Annotated in this window: 13 protein-coding genes and 1 pseudogene; 9 read left to right on the plus strand and 5 right to left on the minus strand. The window is 50.9% G+C overall.

The window, feature by feature from the left end; genetic code table 11:
• Positions 1–136: 136 nt before the first annotated feature.
• Positions 137–1018, minus strand: coding sequence for a helix-turn-helix domain-containing protein (locus tag IM295_RS18035; RefSeq protein ID WP_047367536.1), 882 nt, complete (start codon positions 1016–1018; stop codon positions 137–139).
• Positions 1019–1036: 18 nt separating this feature from the next.
• The gene (locus IM295_RS18040) at positions 1037–1642 is read right to left on the minus strand and encodes an NADPH-dependent F420 reductase (protein ID WP_192979254.1); all 606 of its coding nucleotides are present in this window, start codon (positions 1640–1642) and stop codon (positions 1037–1039) included.
• Positions 1643–1761: 119 nt separating this feature from the next.
• On the opposite strand from IM295_RS18040, the gene IM295_RS18045 reads away from it, so the two are divergent.
• The 9 genes from IM295_RS18045 (at position 1762) to IM295_RS18085 (ending at position 15623) form a co-directional block, all read left to right on the plus strand.
• Positions 1762–2655: a LysR family transcriptional regulator gene (locus IM295_RS18045; protein ID WP_309264352.1), complete on the plus strand. Its 894-nt coding sequence runs from the start codon at positions 1762–1764 to the stop codon at positions 2653–2655.
• A 123-nt stretch (positions 2656–2778) separates the two neighbouring features.
• Positions 2779–3555 carry an isocitrate lyase/phosphoenolpyruvate mutase family protein gene (locus IM295_RS18050; RefSeq protein ID WP_193067120.1) on the plus strand — a complete coding sequence of 259 codons (777 nt, stop codon included), beginning with the start codon at positions 2779–2781 and terminating at the stop codon, positions 3553–3555.
• The gene (locus IM295_RS18055; RefSeq protein WP_045631577.1) at positions 3539–4585 is read left to right on the plus strand and encodes a bifunctional transcriptional activator/DNA repair enzyme AdaA; all 1047 of its coding nucleotides are present in this window, start codon (positions 3539–3541) and stop codon (positions 4583–4585) included. Before IM295_RS18050 ends, IM295_RS18055 begins: the two co-directional genes overlap by 17 nt.
• Before the next feature lie 871 nt (positions 4586–5456).
• Positions 5457–5660 (plus strand): helix-turn-helix domain-containing protein, encoded by a 204-nt coding sequence (locus IM295_RS18060; RefSeq protein ID WP_193067121.1) that lies wholly within the window; start codon positions 5457–5459, stop codon positions 5658–5660.
• Positions 5657–8386, plus strand: a complete 2730-nt coding sequence (locus IM295_RS18065) for a DEAD/DEAH box helicase family protein (protein ID WP_193067122.1) — start codon at positions 5657–5659, stop codon at positions 8384–8386. The genes IM295_RS18060 and IM295_RS18065 overlap by 4 nt, the downstream gene beginning before the upstream one ends.
• Before the next feature lie 20 nt (positions 8387–8406).
• Positions 8407–10866: a class I SAM-dependent DNA methyltransferase gene (locus tag IM295_RS18070; protein WP_193067123.1), complete on the plus strand. Its 2460-nt coding sequence runs from the start codon at positions 8407–8409 to the stop codon at positions 10864–10866.
• Positions 10863–12782 (plus strand): restriction endonuclease subunit S, encoded by a 1920-nt coding sequence (locus IM295_RS18075; RefSeq protein WP_193067124.1) that lies wholly within the window; start codon positions 10863–10865, stop codon positions 12780–12782. Before IM295_RS18070 ends, IM295_RS18075 begins: the two co-directional genes overlap by 4 nt.
• Entirely contained in the window at positions 12782–14545 is a 1764-nt protein-coding gene (locus tag IM295_RS18080) for an AAA family ATPase (protein WP_193067125.1), read from the plus strand. The genes IM295_RS18075 and IM295_RS18080 overlap by 1 nt, the downstream gene beginning before the upstream one ends.
• Positions 14538–15623, plus strand: a complete 1086-nt coding sequence (locus IM295_RS18085) for a hypothetical protein (RefSeq protein ID WP_193067126.1) — start codon at positions 14538–14540, stop codon at positions 15621–15623. The genes IM295_RS18080 and IM295_RS18085 overlap by 8 nt, the downstream gene beginning before the upstream one ends.
• A 107-nt stretch (positions 15624–15730) precedes the next feature.
• Here IM295_RS18085 and IM295_RS18090 read toward each other — a convergent pair.
• From IM295_RS18090 to IM295_RS23095, 3 genes and pseudogenes are all read right to left on the minus strand, one after another.
• Positions 15731–15981: pseudogene (locus IM295_RS18090) on the minus strand (integrase arm-type DNA-binding domain-containing protein); the annotation flags it as partial.
• A 329-nt stretch (positions 15982–16310) separates the two neighbouring features.
• Complete coding sequence (locus IM295_RS18095) at positions 16311–17000, minus strand: RloB family protein (RefSeq protein WP_193067127.1); 690 nt, start codon at positions 16998–17000, stop codon at positions 16311–16313.
• The coding region (locus IM295_RS23095) for an ATP/GTP-binding protein (RefSeq protein WP_226859508.1) at positions 17000–17658 on the minus strand (659 nt) is incomplete at its 5' end. The genes IM295_RS23095 and IM295_RS18095, both read right to left, overlap by 1 nt.

The raw sequence follows: 17658 nt of genomic DNA on the forward strand, positions 1-17658 counted from the left end.
CCGGTGATGAGAGCGACTTTATCTTTAAGTTCCATAACTGATCCTCGAGAGAGTTAATTTCAACGCTTCAGAAAGAACGTCTGAAGTACGGGTCAATAATGGATGTTTCAGGCGGTGGCTTCGCGCGGGCTTTTGCTCAAACTGTCGGACTTTTGCTGCGAACGATATCGCTGCGATAGTGCGAGGGCGTCACGCCGTTATGCCTGAGGAAGACGGCAGCAAAATGGCTGGGGCTGGTGTATCCCACGTTCAGGGCAATATTGATAATGGAATCATTGGTTTCCGACAGCATGCGGCGCGCTTCCTCCATGCGTAGCCGGATAAAATAGTGGGAGGGCGAAAGCCCGGTCGACTGTTTGAAGGCGCGGCTAAAATGGTATTCGCTGAGATCGGTCAGCTTAGCCAGCCGTGCCAGGTCAAACGGCTGGGCCAACCCTTCCCGCATTGCCGTAAAGACCCGGTGCAGTTTAAATGCCTGCAGACCTCCCCGGTGTCGTTTCGTATGCGTGCCGTAGGTGCGAACCAGGTGTACCGTCAGCGCTTGGGCAATCCCCTGGATAAAGGGGCCGCTTGGGGGAGTTTGCAGATACAGCTCCTGGCGTATCTGCTCCAGCAGCGCGGATAGCGTTTCGTCGCGCGCGCCGGAGACTTCCCGCAGTTCACACTCCTGCATCATGGCCACGCCGATATACACATGCATGACGACGAACGGTATATCTGGCTCGGCTTGCCACCGCATTTCAGTGGGAGAGGCCGCCGTCGTGAGAAAGAAATCGCCTGCGGTAACGCGGTTCGCTAACCACGCCTCGCCGGGGGAACGCTCCTCAACAACGGCTTGCCCAGAAAGGATCCAGACGATAAAGGGCTCCGGAACCGCCGGAATAATGACGTTTTCCTGGACTTGTCTGCGGGCCAGAATTTGAACGAATACATCCCGGGAAGATTGCGCCCGATGCTCCCGGAGCAGCTTGCCGGGAAGGTATTCTTCAAACGTCTCTGCGGAAGTTCGCTGAGTCATCGTTATCGTTGCCTTTTGCTATGCCAGTTGCACCAGATTTACCCCCGGAAGAGGCCCTCCAGGGAATTGTTGTAGCGTCCCGCCGATCTCAAGACTGCCTAAATCAATGCTTGCGAAGCCCAGCTGCCCGGCTAACGCTTTCACTTCCGCCTTCGCCTCTGCATCGTCTCCGGAGATAAAGACGACACGATGGCCACCCGCTTGCGCCGGATCCTGAGCCAGCACCCCTGCAAGAAGGGTATTGAAAGCTTTGACGACGCGTGCCCCTGGCGCCCACTGGGTCACAAGCTGGCTTGAGTTTTTTCCACCCAGTTCTGCCAGCTTATAGCCGGGCAAAAGTACCGGGTTCGTGGCGTCAATCAGGATGCGTCCATTCCAGGTAATTCCGCTTAACGCGGCTTCGGTTTTGTCCCAGTTAGTGCTGACAAAAACGATGTCAGCTTCAGCGGCCTGTTGTGCGGTGCCTGCGCGAGCCCCGCGGCCCAGTCCTTCAACCACATCAGACAGGCTTTCCGGCCCGCGGCTGTTGCTCAGAATAACGTTCATGCCCGCATTTACCAGCTGTTTCGCAAAGGCTTGCCCAATTGCACCAGCGCCGATAATACCTACAGTTGTTGATTTCATGCTTAATTTCCTTCAGGAAGAGTAGTGAACATGCGTAGAGAGTAGTAATCTTTGTCCTATCTGAATAGCCTATATAAATAGATGGATTCCATCTGCCGGAGCGATACATGCTGGACGGTATGTCTGTTGATCAACTGCGCACGTTTATTGCCGCCGTTGATGAGGGAAGTTTTTCGGCTGCCGGGCGTAAACTGCGGCGCGCGCAGTCGGTTGTCAGCGCGACGCTGGCCAATCTTGAGGCGCAGGTCGGATTCCCATTATTCGATCGCTCCGGGCGATATCCGAAACTGACGGAGGCGGGCGTCGCGATGCTGGAAGCGGCACGCCTTGCCGCTGCCGGGATGGACGCCTTCAAGGCTAAGGCGCGCACCTTAGCCGAAGGGCTGGAGCCTGAACTGGCGGTCTCCGTCGATGTGATGTTTCCTGTTGCGCAGCTCACCGCTGCGGTGCAGGCATTTCATCAGGTATTTCCCGACACGCCGCTGCGTTTGTATGTGGAAGCATTAGGGGCGGTTCTTCAGCCTCTGCTGGATGGCCACTGCCGGGTGGCGATTATCGGCTCGCTGCCGCATATTCCGGCTGGATGCACTTCCGAATTCCTTCTCAACGTGCCAGCCGTGGCCGTTGTCTCTCCTGAACATCTGCTGGCTAACCTGCCAGGGCCGATCCTTCGCTCGCTTTTAGCGGAACACGTCCAGCTGGTGCTGGCCGATCGTTCGTCGCTTACCGTGGGCCGGAGCTTTGGCGTGATGTCGTCAAAAACCTGGCATTTGGCCGATATGGGCGCGAAGCACGCTTTCCTGCGTGCCGGGCTTGGATGGGGTTATATGCCGCTGCCAGTGGTTGAGGAGGATCTTGCGACGGGTAAATTGGTCACGTTGAATTTGCAGATGCAGCCTGACGTCGGACCGGGTTTTGCCATGCAGGCCGTGCATTTAGAAGAGCATCCTCCGGGCCCGGCTGGCCGCTGGTTCATTAATAAGCTCAAAATGCAGGTTAGCGCAGCTGGTTGACAACAGATCTGACTGGTCTGCAAATCCAGACTACGCTTGCTAAAAAATGGTCGTCTGAATTTCGGTTGTGACGTTCATACTGAATGCTTAGATTCATTTTCAATCTATTGAGAGGAAATGAATATGAATTTTGCAGAACTCCACAACCAGGATCAGCCCCTGCTTATCGCTAACGTTTGGGACGCCGCCAGTGCTGTCGCAGCGCAAGAAGCAGGCTATCAGGCACTGGGAACGTCCAGTGCAGCAATAGCGTCCATGCTGGGATATGAAGACGGGCAGGGAATGCCGTTTGATGCGTTATTTTATGTGGTCACCCGTATCCGGGCTGTCAGCAGCCTGCCATTGAGCGTTGACATGGAAGCAGGATATGGTAATTCAGCCGAAGAGATAGTCGCTAATCTCAGGCGCCTTGCTCAGACAGGCGTAGCAGGCGTTAACCTTGAAGACAGCAGAGTCATTAATGGTAAGCGTCAGCTTGACGATATCTCTGATTTTTCCCGTAATCTGAGAACAGTATGCAATGCGCTGAGAAGCGAAAACTGTAGCCTGTTTCTGAACATTCGGACTGACACTTACCTGCTCGGGCATGAAGACGCATTGCAGGAGACGATATTACGGGGTCAGAGCTATAAAGCTGCAGGTGCTGATGGCCTTTTTGTTCCCTGTCTTACGTCAGAGAAAGACATCAGCCTCATTGCAGAGGCAACGGGTCTGCCTCTGAACGTCATGTGTATGCCCGATCTTCCGTCGTTCGACAGGCTGAAGCTGGCCGGGGTAAACCGCATTTCAATGGGCAATTTTGTTCATTCAGCCATGCAGTCAACGCTGAGTGATGTAATGCATGCGATTCGAACTCGTCAGTCATTTGCAGGACTTTTTAGCGATGAAAATAACCGATAAGAATTTGTGTGATATCTGGTATCAGGCATTGCTCGAACGAGATTCAGAATATACCGGCGTATTTTTTGTTGGCGTCAAAACTACTGGCGTATTCTGCATTTCGGTATGCCGGGCGCGAAAGCCCAGGCGCGAAAATGTTGAATTTTATAAAGATGCCAAATCTGCCCTAGCGGACGGCTTTCGTCCCTGTAAGGTCTGCAGACCCGCTGAAAATGCGCACAGCGCGCCATTATTTGTTGAACAGGCGCTTGCGCTTGTCAGGCGCGATATTAAATCCCGTGTGGCTGACGCGCAGCTTCGCCAGCACGGAATCAGTCCGGAGCGGGTAAGACGCTGGTTCCTGCAACATCACGGCATCACTTTTCAGGCTTTCCAGCGAATGCAGCGGGTGAACGTTGCCTTGCAGGAGCTTAAAAGCGGACGAGCGGCTACTGACGTTGCGCTGGACAATGGCTATGAATCCCTGAGCGGGTTTGGTTACATCTACAAGCGGCTTACTGGCGCAGCGCCGACTCAGGCAACCGAGGTGATTGTCATTCATCGGTTTACCACTACGCTTGGGCCTATGTTTGTCTGCGCGACAGAGCGGGGAGTGTGTCTGCTGGAGTTTACCGATCGCCGGATGTTAGAAACAGAATTCCGCGATATCCAGCGTTTATTTAACGCCAGAATTGTCACCGGAGAAAACAGCCATACCCGGCAGACAGTAAAAGAAATCAGCGAGTATTTTGCCGGAACTCGCCGACAGTTTGAGCTCTCTGTGGATGCCCCGGGCAGTGATTTTCAACAATCCGTCTGGCATGAGTTGCGTGCAGTTCCCTATGGACAGACTTCGCACTATCAGGCCATTTCGCTAGGGATGAATAAGCCTAATGCTGTGCGCGCCGTCGCTGCAGCTAATGGTGCAAACCGGATTGCGATTGTGATCCCTTGTCACAGGATAATTGGCAAAGATGGAAAGATGACGGGTTACGGCGGTGGTATTTCACGCAAAGAATGGCTCATTGAGCATGAGCGAAACAATGTTTGATGGCGTAATGTTCCATTGTTGCCGGAATATTTTAAGAACTTCGCGGGATAAAATTCAGGCACAAAAAAGCCCGCAGGGCTTGCGCCGTGCGGGCTCTTAGGACTTCGTCGGATGACTCTGGTAATCACCGATGGAGGATTTTGGGCTGGGGGATGTGAGTTCATACATTAGTTGATTGGTTTAAAGGTGAAATATGCACTTCAGAAAGTTTTTATATTGCTAAAATCAGAACTATGGCAGAAAAGTGCTTATTTGGGCTGGAACGGCCCGAAGTAATTAGCTGTCGTGGGGAGGGGCCACACCTCCTTTCCAGAAGGCCGAAGGTAATCGCTCCTTGCTAGAGATAATACTCTCTGTTGTTTTAGTTCTCGTTTGGAAAATGATTCTCCTTCCAAAATTTACCTGTCCAGCGAGCTTTGAATCGGCAGCTCAACCTTCTGTGGCTTTTACCATGCAATCAGTAGGTCCTCCCGGAGGGGGGAACAGTGGCTCAATTGCTCTTGTCGCATCATACACCTAGGTGAACCCATGCCTTCACTGGCAAAGCCTACGAGCCCAATTCCTTGGCTTGGGTCTAGCCCATCACTGCCATCAACGCATCCGATTGAGCGGACGGCGGTACAAACATGTCGGCTTTTTGTTGCTTTGCTAATGATCCACCATTTCCAGCGATTTTACTAACTTATGAGGTATACATTGAGAATGGGTTAGATCATCGTGCTGCTCGAACGACAGGCGAGAATTCGAGTTCGCAGTTGTGAATTGGGAGCAGTCAAGTACCCGCTAATTTTGCATAGTCATTTAGAGGTTGATTCGGTAGACTATTAATGACTTTAAACGACTCTAGTCTTTTTTGAAGGGTGCCACTGTTATGACCGCCGAACCCTGGGTCACCGCCCTCGACGTTGCCCAACACTTGGGCGTTGTCAAAGATACTGTATATCGCTGGCGCGAACGCAAGGGACTACCTGCCCATAAAATTGGCCGGCTGTGGAAGTTTCAACTGTCTGAAGTGGACGAATGGGTGCGAGCTGGTGGGGCGGATGAGCCTGCTGAGGGAGGTAGCAAAGAATGACTTCAAACCATGACGAAGCACATATTTGCACCGAGATCATTGATTCGCAGCTCTCTCATTCTGGCTGGTCAAGAAGTCGGCGTACACTTATAGAGGAATTTCTGCTCAAAACGACGGAACCCGAGAGCACCCATAACGACCCGCAATTTGCGGATTACATTTTGCTCGGATCAGATGGGAAGCCAATTGCTGTTGTCGAGGCTAAACGTTCATCTCGCGATGAACTCGCAGGAAAGCGCCAGGCTGCAGGTTACGCGGATACGATTAAAACCAAGTTTGGCAGCGATCCATTTATTTTCCTCACCAATGGCAAAGAAATTCAATTTTGGGATCGGGTTCGTTACGCCCCTCGCAAGGTCTCCGGTTTTTATACCCGAGATGATTTGGAGCGACTACGACATCAGAATCAGTTCGCGGAGCCCGTGGGCAATGTAACTATCAATGCTGATATAGCTGGACGCGACTATCAAAACGAGGCTATTCGTCGCGTCACTGAAGGCGTAGATGCAACCAAGCGCAAGTTCCTATTGGTGATGGCCACTGGCACGGGCAAAACGCGAACTACAATTGCCCTAGTTGATACTTTGCTGCGCTCCAAGCGCGTGCAGCGAGTGTTGTTCCTAGCAGACCGACGGGAATTGGTACGGCAGGCGATGTCGGAGTTCAAAGCTCATCTGCCCAACGAAAGTCTGGCTCGCATCGAATCTGGCGAAACCTCTGGAGCGCGCATCCAGTTTTCTACTTATCCAAGCATGATGCAAGTGTATTCGCGCCTGTCAGTCGGTTATTACGATCTGATCGTAGCCGATGAAAGTCACCGCTCCATCTACCAGCGCTACAAGGCTATTTTTGATCATTTCGATGCGATACAGCTCGGGTTGACCGCAACCCCAACCGATTACATCGACCATAACACATTTGAACTATTCGATTGTGGCGACGGAGCTCCCAGTTTTTACTACAGTTACGAACAGGCCATCGCTGATCAGAACCTAGTAAATTACCGGGTGCTTAACGCACAAACCAACTTTCAGATTCAAGGCGTACTGGGGGACGCACTAGCCGAGCCCTTGAAGCAGATGGCACGTGAACAAGGCATGGATCTTGATGAACTCAATTTTGATGGTAGCGACATCGAATATGGAATCATAAATCAAGGAACCAACGATGCCATGGTGAAAGAGTTTATGGACAAAAGCCGAAAAGATGCTCGCGGCCTGCCACATAAGTCGATCATCTTCGCCGTCAGTCACGCTCACGCCAAAAGGCTCTATGAAAGCTTTAATCGCCTGTATCCAGAACTGCAACGCCAAGGCATGGCCGAAATTATCGACAGTCATATGGAGCGCGCTGACGCCATGTTGGACGATTTCAAATACCGCACCATGCCGCGTGTTGCCATCTCGGTGGATATGCTTGATACCGGTGTAGACGTTCCAGCTATTCAAAATTTGGTCTTTGCCAAGCCTATATTCAGCAAGGTCAAGTTCTGGCAGATGATCGGGCGTGGCGCACGGCGGCATATCGACAAGGCAACTGGTGAAATCAAGAAGGATTTTCTGATCATTGATCACTGGAAAAATTTTGCCTATTTCAAGCTCAAACCTGATGGCGAAGTGGAGCACCCGAGTGAGCCGCTGCCAGTACGCCTGTTCCGCCTACGGTTGGAAAAGTGGCAGCTTCTGCACACCCAGCAGCAAGACACACAAACGGCTATCGCCGATTTGCTGGCCATGCTGGATACTCTACCTCGGCACAGTATCAACGTGCGGCCACATTGGGATGAGCTCAACACGCTGGCGCGGCAATGGCCAGAACTAAGTCACAGCGTACTGGAACATCTCTCCAAGACCATCGCGCCATTGATGCGCTTTGCACCGCTGGCGTGCTTGGAAGAATTGCAGTTCCGCATCTGGTGTGAGCGTCTTACTGTGGCCTGGCTTAAGGGCGATGTTAACGAACAAACCAAAGTGCAAGAGCGCATACAACAGGCTGTGAGTAGCTTGGCCGACAACACCCCTGAAGTACAGCGTGTGGCTGAACAACGAGTTTGGGCACAATCTGCTGGTTTTTGGCAGCACCTAGATACAGCACGTCTGGACACGCTGCAATCTGTGTTCTCGCCTTTGATGCGCTATCGCACCTCCACACCAAGCCACACGGTCGAAATCAATCTACCGGATAGCATTACGCAACGTAGCTGGATTATTTATGGCCCTACCGGCGAAGGTGCTTTTGCGGAAAGCTATCGTAGGCAGGTGGAAGCGTTGGTGCGCCGACTGGCTGGCCAGCTACCAGAATTAGCCAAACTTAAGCAAGGCGAGCATCTGGATGATAAGGAATTGGACCGAATCAGCAAAACATTGAACCAGACTGATCTGTTCGTTACCGAAGACACCTTGCGCAAAGCCTTTGAAGCTCCAGCCGCATCGCTGGCTGACTTTTTACGCCACATACTTTGTGAAGGTGTGCAACTGCCTAACCGCGAGCAGCGCATCAATGCCGCTTTTGATGCATTCATTGCCGCTCACGGCTATTTGCGCGCCAATCAACTTTACTTCCTGCGCGCTGTAAAAGCCGCCGTGCTGCGCCACGGGCGCATTACCCATGCCGCACTCGGCGAACCACCGCTCTCGCGCGTGGGCCGAGTGGAAAAGCTATTTCCCCCGCAGGACATTTACGAGCTCATTAACCTCGCCAACCACCTGTTGGACGAGGCAGCTTGATCTATCAAGGAAATTTCTGAATGCTTGCACCTCATATCAAGAAAAAAGTTGACGAACTTTGGAACCGCTTTTGGGCGGCTGGCCTCACTAACCCCTTGGTGGCAGTCGAGCAAATCACCTATCTGCTTTTCCTTAAACGCTTGGAAGACATCGATCTCAAGCGCCAGCAACGCGGCTTTCCCTCCATTTATGTGGGTTACGAGTCCTGTAAGTGGAGTTACATCCGTCAAGAAAAGACCAATCCCGGCCATTTAATTGACGTGGTTTTTCCGTGGCTACGGGAGCTCGATAAACATTTCAGCAGCGCCAGCACCGACGGTACAGAACTAGTCAGCCTCAACAACCGCATGGCTGATGCCTATTTCCAGCTCGACCCCAACAAAGGCAAGGTGTTGAGTGACGCGATCGATGCCATCGATCAGCTCTTCGCCAGAGCGGGTGAAGGCTCAGCCGCTCAAGATATCATGGGCGATACCTTTGAGTACCTGCTCAGCGAGGTCGCCACGGCAGGTAAGAACGGCCAGTTCCGCACACCGCGACATTTGATCCGTTTTATGGTCGAGCTACTAGACCCTGAGCCAGGCCAACGCGTCATAGATCCCGCCGCTGGCACTGGTGGTTTTCTGTTCAGCACTCAGCAGTACTTAATGCGCAAATTCTCCGCACAAGAAAACCTCGTGTTGGAATGGGACGGTACCCCGCATCGTACCGATGGAGCCGCCGCTACACCAGAGCAATATGACGCCATCCACAATGGTGCCAATTTCGTCGGCCTCGATAACGACCGCACCATGGCACGCATCGGTTGGATGAATCTAGTGCTGCATGACGTGACCGACCCGCACTTGCTGCAGGGCGACTCCCTCAGCAAACGTGAAGGAAAAGTCAGGCTTAAAGAACTGCTTGAGCCCGGTAGCTACCAATTCGTGCTGGCTAACCCACCTTTTACTGGAACAGTCGACAGCGGAGATCTGGAACCCGACACCTTGCTATTCCCGCGTGTGGGCGGTGGCGGTAAGAAAAAGGACGATTCGATCACCAATAAAAGCGAGCTGCTCTTTCTTTGGTTGATGCTCGACTTACTCGATATTGGCGGGCGCTGCGCGGTGATCATCCCCGAGGGAGTTTTATTCGGCAATACCGATGCCCACGTGCGTATACGCCGCGAACTGCTGGCAGAGCATGTGGTGGAAGGGGTAATTTCTCTTCCTGGCGGCGTCTTTCAACCCTACACCGGTGTCAAAACCTCGATTCTGATCTTCAGAAAAGCCACCCGGCGCGAGAATAAGCAAAGCCTGCCCAGTAATGCTGCGCCAATGACGGAAAACGTTTGGTTCTATGAAGTGGAGGAGGATGGCTATTCAAAAGATGCTAAGCGCAATCCACGCCCTGGCCAACAAAACGACCTATGGGATGCGCTCATCAAGTTTAAAGCCTGGATTAAGCACGGTCGTAGTGGCGCACAAAGCCATGAAAAGACCTTGCTTCAACCCAGTTTTCACACAGAACGCTGGCGCCAGGCCCTACTACGCGACACTGCCGACAAACTCACATCTGCAGGTGAAGCTTTCTCGAACTTGTCCGACACAAGTATGTGGGACGGTCAGGTATGGGGCATACACGAGCTGTTCCCCGAGCTTCCTGCTGACCCTAAAGAAGCAGAAAACCAGGTTTGCAACGAAGCCAGCCGGAAACTCTACGACTTGGTTATCCAGTTCTTCGCTGCGCCCACCCAGACTGTGTGGGCCAAATGGAAAGATAAGGCCACTGCTGCTAAACCAATGGACAGCGACAAGGCGCTGGTGGAATGGCAAAAAGCCATCAAAGTACCACAGCAAGAATTCAACCGCGCCACACGCGATGTGCAACGCTTTTTTGAAGTGGAAGATGGGCCAGCGCTGCTGTTGTGGAAAGGCATGGTTAAGGATGCGCTAAATGCCGGCTTGACCTATCACCAGCAGGCGGTCATGCAAGCGCCCACGGTGCAGTTCAGCACCCATGAGCCGGTGGCCGACCTGAATGCTGCACTGGAAGGTATCGCTCGCGAAGTGGCCAAGCTTGATGGTTTCGACGTCACCCTGCGCAGCTTAGCTATTGATCAACAAAAAGAGCTAAAAGAGGTCAAGCATTGGGTCGTGCCTGTTCGTGCCTGGGCGCGCAACGACGAATGGCAAAGTACTGATGGCCAGCTCGTTGGCTCGCACGATGCTGATGAGTTAGTGCGGCCAGCTTATGTGGAGGCGATGCTGGCCGAGGGGTTATATGACGATAAGGGGGTACTCAAAGGTGACCTGCTCGACCCGGACTGCATAGAGGCACGGGAGTGGAATTTGTCCGCCGGGCAGTACAAGCCATTTGACTTCACTCAGCTCAAGAGCGACAAGAGTTTGACCGAGTTAATCGGCTCGCTCAAAACCACTGAGCAAGACATTATTAAGGGTCTGGATAAATTGCTGGCTATGGTGGAGGGGCGGGAATGATATTACCAGCAACATGGGAAGAGGCCCGGTTGGGTGATGTTATTTCTAGGGTTGAAAATAAAATTAACCCCCAGACATCTCAAGCCAATAGTCACTTTTATGTCGGTCTGGAGCATATTGAATCACACACTGGCAGGTTGCTCCGCAAGGCAGAAGATGTCACCGAAGGTAGCGATATCCTTAGCATTAAGACAGTCTTCAGCGCTGGCGATATTCTGTATGGAAAGTTGCGCCCAAACTTGAACAAGGTTCATTTAGCAACTCAGGATGGTATTTGCAGTACTGATATCTGGGCATTGAGAGCATCTGAGGAGCTAATACCTGATTTCGCAGTTCGTTATTTGCGATCGCCGGCGATTTATACGCGTGCCGCACAGCTGGCTGCGGGTGCAAATCTACCTAGACTTTCGGCAGACGCGTTTGATCGTCTTCCAATCCCACTCCCCACCCTCCCCGAACAGCAGCGTATAGTCGATGTACTGCAACAGGCGGAGGCAGCGTACGATTATCAATCGCGACGTCTACACCTTGATTTGATGATCAAGTCAGCTCTTGACCGCTTGGTGCTCGCTCGCGATAAGTCGGAGTGGGTACAACTTGGATGTCTCGTCGAAACCCGATATGGTACGTCAGTTTCAGCTGACGCTACAGCTGACTCTGGTGTGGCAGTTCTTCGAATCCCGAATGTCATGGGAGGTGAAGTTGATACCGACGACTTGAAGTATGTCAATCTGACGCAAGCTGAGCTAAAGCGTCTGAGCTTAACGTCTTCGGATGTATTAATTGTTCGCTCTAACGGCAATCCTGACTATGTTGGGAGAGCGGCTCCCATCACCGCAGATGTTGCCAAATCTGAAATGGTATTTGCGTCGTACTTGATCCGCTTGCGAACAGACATAACGCGTTTGTTGCCGGAATATCTAAGTGCATTTTTAAACAGCGCTTATGGCCGTGCAGCGATGCGAAACGCTATCCGTACAACAGCTGGTCAGAGTAACCTGAACGGCGAGAATTTGACAAAGATTCAGTTGCCGATACCTTCCATTGAAGAGCAGGTCCGTTTCCGTGATATCTGGTTACAGGTTAGAGAACTTCGCAGACTCATTGCCAAATCGGAAAACATAGCAGCTGAAATGCGGGATGTATTGAGCATTGCAGCAATGTCTGGCGAGTTGACCGCAGATTGGAGAGGGAATCATGCCGATGAAATCGCTGAGGCCTCCCGCGTGCGCGATACTGTGCTTCGCGACCGAGGCACTAGGATTACGTTGAGTACCAATGCAGTCGTCACTTCCTCAGTACAAACCGATTCCATCACCCACCCCGAGCGACGTTGGTTGCTCAGCGAGCTCAGTGAGTTCCAACTCCAGGTGTTGACTGCCTTCAAAGATTATTGCCAGGAGAGTGGCCAACCCTTGCTTGTAGAAGATCCGGAGATCTTATCTCGATTTTGCGATGACGCGACGGTGACGGAACGTTTACAAGCCTTTGGCCAATCGCATGGCAATCGCATCCGCCGCTCATTGAGCCAATTGGCGTCACTGGGCTTGATCGCCAAAATCACTTTGCCCAAGCAAGATTTGAAAACCGGGGAGCTGGATTACCTTAAAGCCTTCCGCCCCTTGCGCCCGGAAGAATTCACACGCATGGCCGATGTGCAGACTCTGCGTAAAACGTTGTCGTCCGGTGTTGGCCAGCAGCCCTACCTTTTTGAAGTCCAACTGGACTATGAGACTTCTGCACATGCTGGAGCAAGCGGAATGTTCCAAGTTATCGCTGTTGAAGATGAAGGCGGACAAGACTTCACTCACTTGGTGGACTTGAGTAAGCATTACATCTCGCTCAATGAGCTGAAAGAAGACATCGCCAGCGCGCTCAAGGTAGAGGCGTGGCAAGTTGATTTGGAGTCTGTTTAATGCGCCTTCGTTACTTACGTCTTCAAAACTACCCACCCATCTCTGACATCAAGGTGTGTTTCGCCAGCGACTCGCCTCTGGCGCGCGATTGCGCCATTCGTTTCGTCGTCGGTGTGAATGGCAGTGGTAAGTCCAACCTACTGCGGGCTGTCGCCGAGGTTTTCTTGGCATTAGCTGATGGACAGCGAACCCTTTTCCCTGTGCAACTGGTATATGAGCTTGGGAATCGCGGCGCATCTAACGCGCGAACATTGATTGTGGATTGGCTCGGAGACCGTCAGTCCGCGAGCCTTTGGATTGCCGACAAATTTGCCTTCCCAGACAACCTGACGGCGGATCAATTCGAGCAAACGCTTGAGCGTTTTTTAGATGAATCCAGCGATATTCCTTCGGAATTTCGACCTCTTGTACATAAAGGTGAATGGCCCACAGGAGCGGTGACACCGCACAGCATTGCCTTACCTTCCGCAGTTCTGGCCTACACCACCGGAGATTTGCGCCCTTGGCGTTCGGTGTGGAATCGCAATCAGCGCGGAGAGGGTTTACATGATAGCAATGATGATACCCAAAGTGACGAACGCCCCGCAGGCTGGACCGTAGCTCAGGAAAATGCCTTTCAAGCAGTGCAACAGGCGGGCGGGAATACCCAACGGCATTCCCAGAATGCAAACCCTGGCGAGATGGACAGCTTCCGCCGCCCAGTTTTGCTTGACGCCACATTGCTGAAATGTGCGTTGCTGGCTGTGGCTTTACCACAGGCCTTGGTTGAAGCAAAAGACCAAACAGGGCGAGCCGATAACAAAAATTCATTGCAAAAGCTGCTGGAGCGGGGTGGTTGGCACCACTTGGTTTCTGTCGCATTCCGTTCGCGTTTACAAGCGGCTCAATGGGATCAGAAGCTGTGTGAAACCGCCCATGATTGGTGGTTGAGTGCCAGTGAAGTTGTCGCTGAGCCGCATCCGTCGGAACCGCGTCGTATCCTGTGGTTCGATTTCAAAGGCCCCTTCAACGCGCAAGGCATCTCGTTTTTGTCACCCGTCCGCAATGAGTTACAAACCTGCACCAGCCAGGGTGAAGCACTGTGGGCTTTACTCGGCGGCGCCAAGGACGTGAGCAGCTTTGAGCTTTTCACCCGTTTGTTGGAGCTGAATCAGGCAGGCATGTTTGATGATGTGCTGTTGCGTTTGCGCCGAACCCCTGCACCTGACGAAGGTACCGATTCCGACTCGGTTGACATTGGCATATTGCGCTACGAGGAGCTTTCAGACGGTGAGCAAATGGTGTTGGGTCGTATGGCGCTGTTCCACCTGCTGGAAGGCCAGCAGGACGCCCTACTACTACTCGATGAGCCCGAAACCCATTTCAATGACAAATGGAAGCGTGAGATTGTTGACATCATCGACGATGCGATTGGCAAGACCAGTAACGATGTATTGATTTCCACCCATTCCGCCATCGTGCTCTCGGATGTGTTCAACAACGAGATCGTGATGATACAAAAAACGGCGGATGGCTCCACCGTGCGCAACGTGGACGAACCGACGTTCGCTACCGACCCCAGCGCGTTGATGATGACAGTGTTTGGTGCTGATGACAGCATTGGCAAACGCGCCCAGGAGTTTATCGAAGACAAGCTACGGCAGGCCACAGGCACACCAGCAGAAATCACCGACTTGGAGCGTCTGATCGCCCGAATGGGTTCGGGTTTTTATCGCAGTGAATTGCGTACTTTGTTGAATACATGGCGGGGTAGCAATGCTTAAACCCATCTCTCAACCGTTTTGCTGTGCAGCGCTCAATGCTTGTCTCGACTTGCAAATCCATCTGTTAAGGTGGCTTTGCAACCCATCAACCGCAGCAGTTGATGTAACCCAAGGCAATCTCGTCCCACCGCGCGTGCCAACCCAGATTGAAGCGAATTGGTTGTGGAACTTTTTATATGGTCGTAAGCAGACTCGACTCGAGCAGGCAAAAATAATTGCGGCAATGGAGCCAGGTGAAAAACAAGCACTGCTTACCTGGATTGATACTGTAGTCGCCTTAGACGATCAGTTTCAGCCCGCACCCTCGCCTTGGCCCACAGCTGTGCCTGCAATTCCCGCTGCGTCCTGGACTGCTTTTAAGAATCTAATGCAGGCATTCTATGAGCGTGGCTTGAAAAGTGGGTTGCCCTATAGGCCTGATGGCACACCTGTCGCGAGTAGTGGTGTCTGCTATGAAGATTATGTGAAAGCATTTCGCACTGCCCACCGTTTGAATCCTGACTTAGATGCTCAAGAGGTATGTGTACTGTGTGGTGGCCCGCTAGGCCAAACACCTGAAGTCGATCACTGGATTGCAAAGAGTGCATTTCCCTTGCTCAGTGTCTGCGCCGATAACTTGCTTCCCATTTGTGGTGAATGCAATTCGACGGTGAACAAAGGTGAGAAAGAGGTGCACAATGCCGGCAGTTTCTCCGATTGGTTCCACCCCTATTTGAGGCCTGGGAATGGCGGGGTACGAATCAATTATGTGCTATCGGAGCGGGTCGTGCATTGCGATGCCATAGTAGCGGCTGATACACCTAAAGTAGACCATCTTGATTGGCTACTGAACCTTTCTGATCGCTGGACTAGGAAATTTAAAGCAGAATATTTGGCCAAGCAAAAGGAGCTGTTCAATCTGAAACGACGTGGGCGAGGTCCGAGCGACTTAGCGTCACTGCATAGTTACTTAACCGATTACCAAGTCGCTATGGATGAGACTGGTCCCGACTACGAAGTCAGACAAGCGTTAGCTGCAGCAATATTAGAGCCTGCTTGCCTTGCAGCGTGGTACAGCGAATTGGATCTGGAGACTTAGCCTCAAACAAACTCATAGAGTTCTGTTTGAGGCCGGTGCGGCCGCTGGCGTTGGATAGCCAGTTGATTGATCAGCGCGCAATAAAGATCAGGATTCCGGGGTTGACAGAGTTTACATGCATCGGAAAGCGAGACGGCAAGGTAGACACCGAAGCTTTGTTTGGTTCTTAGCTTAGTTAGAGGTCGATGGTAACGGAATTGCCAGAGTTTGCTTCCACTGGATTTGAGTAAGAGCATCAACTCATCACCATCGTAAAGTTGGTAATCGGCATCCTTTTAGGTTTGGCGGCTTTGATTTCCGTATAGGTTAACGGCTTGGTTTTTCTTGCCCTAGTGAGCCTCCATGTGTTTAGGCCCAACGAAAACAATAGAGCTTTTCTTTGGGCCTATCAATGGGCCTAAAAGGTTCGGATTTAATTAGTTCTCTTCGGACTTCGCGGGACAAATTCAAGGCACAAAAAAGCCCGCAGGGCTTGCGCCGTGCGGGCTTTCAGGACTTCATCGGATGACTCTGGTAATCACCGATGGAGAATTTTGGTGGAGCTGGCGGGAGTTGAACCCGCGTCCGAAACAATTTAACTCATTGAATTTTAAGGTAATAAATCCCACATAAAAGCTTAAGTGCACTTTACGTGCATATTACTTATCCAGCCATGAATAAGGCGTTCCAATTAGCAAATTTGCATTTTTACTTACCATCTTTCTCGAATTCATCACGTACACTTATTAATTCAGCCATTAAGCTACCAACCTTAGTGGATGGATTTATTGAACCATCTTTTTGGGATGCTATTTCTGCTCTTTTGTTGTGAGTTATTGCAACTTCTAAGCGATCTTGTAGCTTGGCAAACACACCAGTAGCCTTTTTCTCATAGTCAGGCATTAATTTTTTAAGTTCTGATAGCATTTGAGCCCCTTCGCTTTTACCTTTCTGCGCAGAAAAAGATTTTCGACTATACTCAAAGTGCAGAACTAACCAATACTCAAAGCAAGGGACCGAAGTGATGGCTTCGAAGACTCCAGCCGGATGAAGCGACTGAACCTGAGCAATTGCAGTGTGATAATTGGCATGTGCATCCCTATCGAAAACACAATATACTTTATCGTACGGATCGCTCTTCTTCTTTTCCGTCTTGTACTTTTCCTTCGCCCAGGATACTACACTTGTTGGGCTTGATCCGCATTCACCAGAGATTTCAACAATACTGGCCGTACTAATACGGCAGTGTTTGACAAAATCAGTGAAATAGGCCGGCTCAGTTTTTTCGCCCTCACAAACGATTAAGATCTTTTTCATTTGAGCTCGAGCTTTACTTACCCTTTTAAGTTCTTCATTCCTTCGAGCTCTTCTTTTTTTAAAAAGGTCTTCGCTTCCCATTATCCTCTCTCCCATCTTCCGATAATTGGTAATGCTCCATATCGCCCGTCAAGATAAGATGTTTCTAAATTCTCCCGCCCTTTTCTTGGACTAAAATCAGCTAATGGGAAAAGATTAGTTCGTTTCATAATGTCTTTCTCAACGAACCAAACTTGATCTCTTCTAAAGACGTCTTGATTTAAAATAGACGTTTCATGAGTTGTGAAAATTAACTGCGCACCATTTCTATTAATTTCAGGGTCATGGAACAAACCTACGATAAACTCAACTAATTTAGGATGTAAGTTATCATTAAGTTCGTCAATTAGAAGGATGTTTCCTGTTTCAAGTGAATGAGATAAGGGGCCAGCAAAGCTGAAGATTTTTCTTGTGCCGTGTGATTCATCATCTAAATCAAATGGGATTGATTCCCCATTCTCATTTTTATGCAATGTTTTAACTCTATATTCATCTTTGTCTTGCATATTTTTGATGATTAAGTCTTTAAATGGAGATGGCATATCATCAGGAATATCGTTTGGATTGAATTTTTCTTTAGTTACTGAAATATCATCAATACCAACATCCGCAGCCTTAAGGAAATTAAGGATCTCATCTTTTTTCTTGTTAAGACATTGCTTCGCACTGAATTCATGATCCCATCCAGTTAATTCTGTAA

This window comes from Enterobacter cloacae complex sp. P14RS (assembly GCF_014895895.1).
GTDB classification, from domain to species: Bacteria; Pseudomonadota; Gammaproteobacteria; order Enterobacterales; family Enterobacteriaceae; genus Enterobacter; species Enterobacter bugandensis.

Coding starts and splice junctions, on each gene's coding strand:
- IM295_RS18035 (WP_047367536.1), bottom strand. CDS start 1,018: ATGACTCAGCGAACTTCCGCAGAGACGTTTGAAGAATACCTTCCCGGC.
- IM295_RS18040 (WP_192979254.1), bottom strand. CDS start 1,642: ATGAAATCAACAACTGTAGGTATTATCGGCGCTGGTGCAATTGGGCAA.
- IM295_RS18045 (WP_309264352.1), top strand. CDS start 1,762: ATGTCTGTTGATCAACTGCGCACGTTTATTGCCGCCGTTGATGAGGGA.
- IM295_RS18050 (WP_193067120.1), top strand. CDS start 2,779: ATGAATTTTGCAGAACTCCACAACCAGGATCAGCCCCTGCTTATCGCT.
- IM295_RS18055 (WP_045631577.1), top strand. CDS start 3,539: ATGAAAATAACCGATAAGAATTTGTGTGATATCTGGTATCAGGCATTG.
- IM295_RS18060 (WP_193067121.1), top strand. CDS start 5,457: ATGACCGCCGAACCCTGGGTCACCGCCCTCGACGTTGCCCAACACTTG.
- IM295_RS18065 (WP_193067122.1), top strand. CDS start 5,657: ATGACTTCAAACCATGACGAAGCACATATTTGCACCGAGATCATTGAT.
- IM295_RS18070 (WP_193067123.1), top strand. CDS start 8,407: ATGCTTGCACCTCATATCAAGAAAAAAGTTGACGAACTTTGGAACCGC.
- IM295_RS18075 (WP_193067124.1), top strand. CDS start 10,863: ATGATATTACCAGCAACATGGGAAGAGGCCCGGTTGGGTGATGTTATT.
- IM295_RS18080 (WP_193067125.1), top strand. CDS start 12,782: ATGCGCCTTCGTTACTTACGTCTTCAAAACTACCCACCCATCTCTGAC.
- IM295_RS18085 (WP_193067126.1), top strand. CDS start 14,538: ATGCTTAAACCCATCTCTCAACCGTTTTGCTGTGCAGCGCTCAATGCT.
- IM295_RS18095 (WP_193067127.1), bottom strand. CDS start 17,000: ATGGGAAGCGAAGACCTTTTTAAAAAAAGAAGAGCTCGAAGGAATGAA.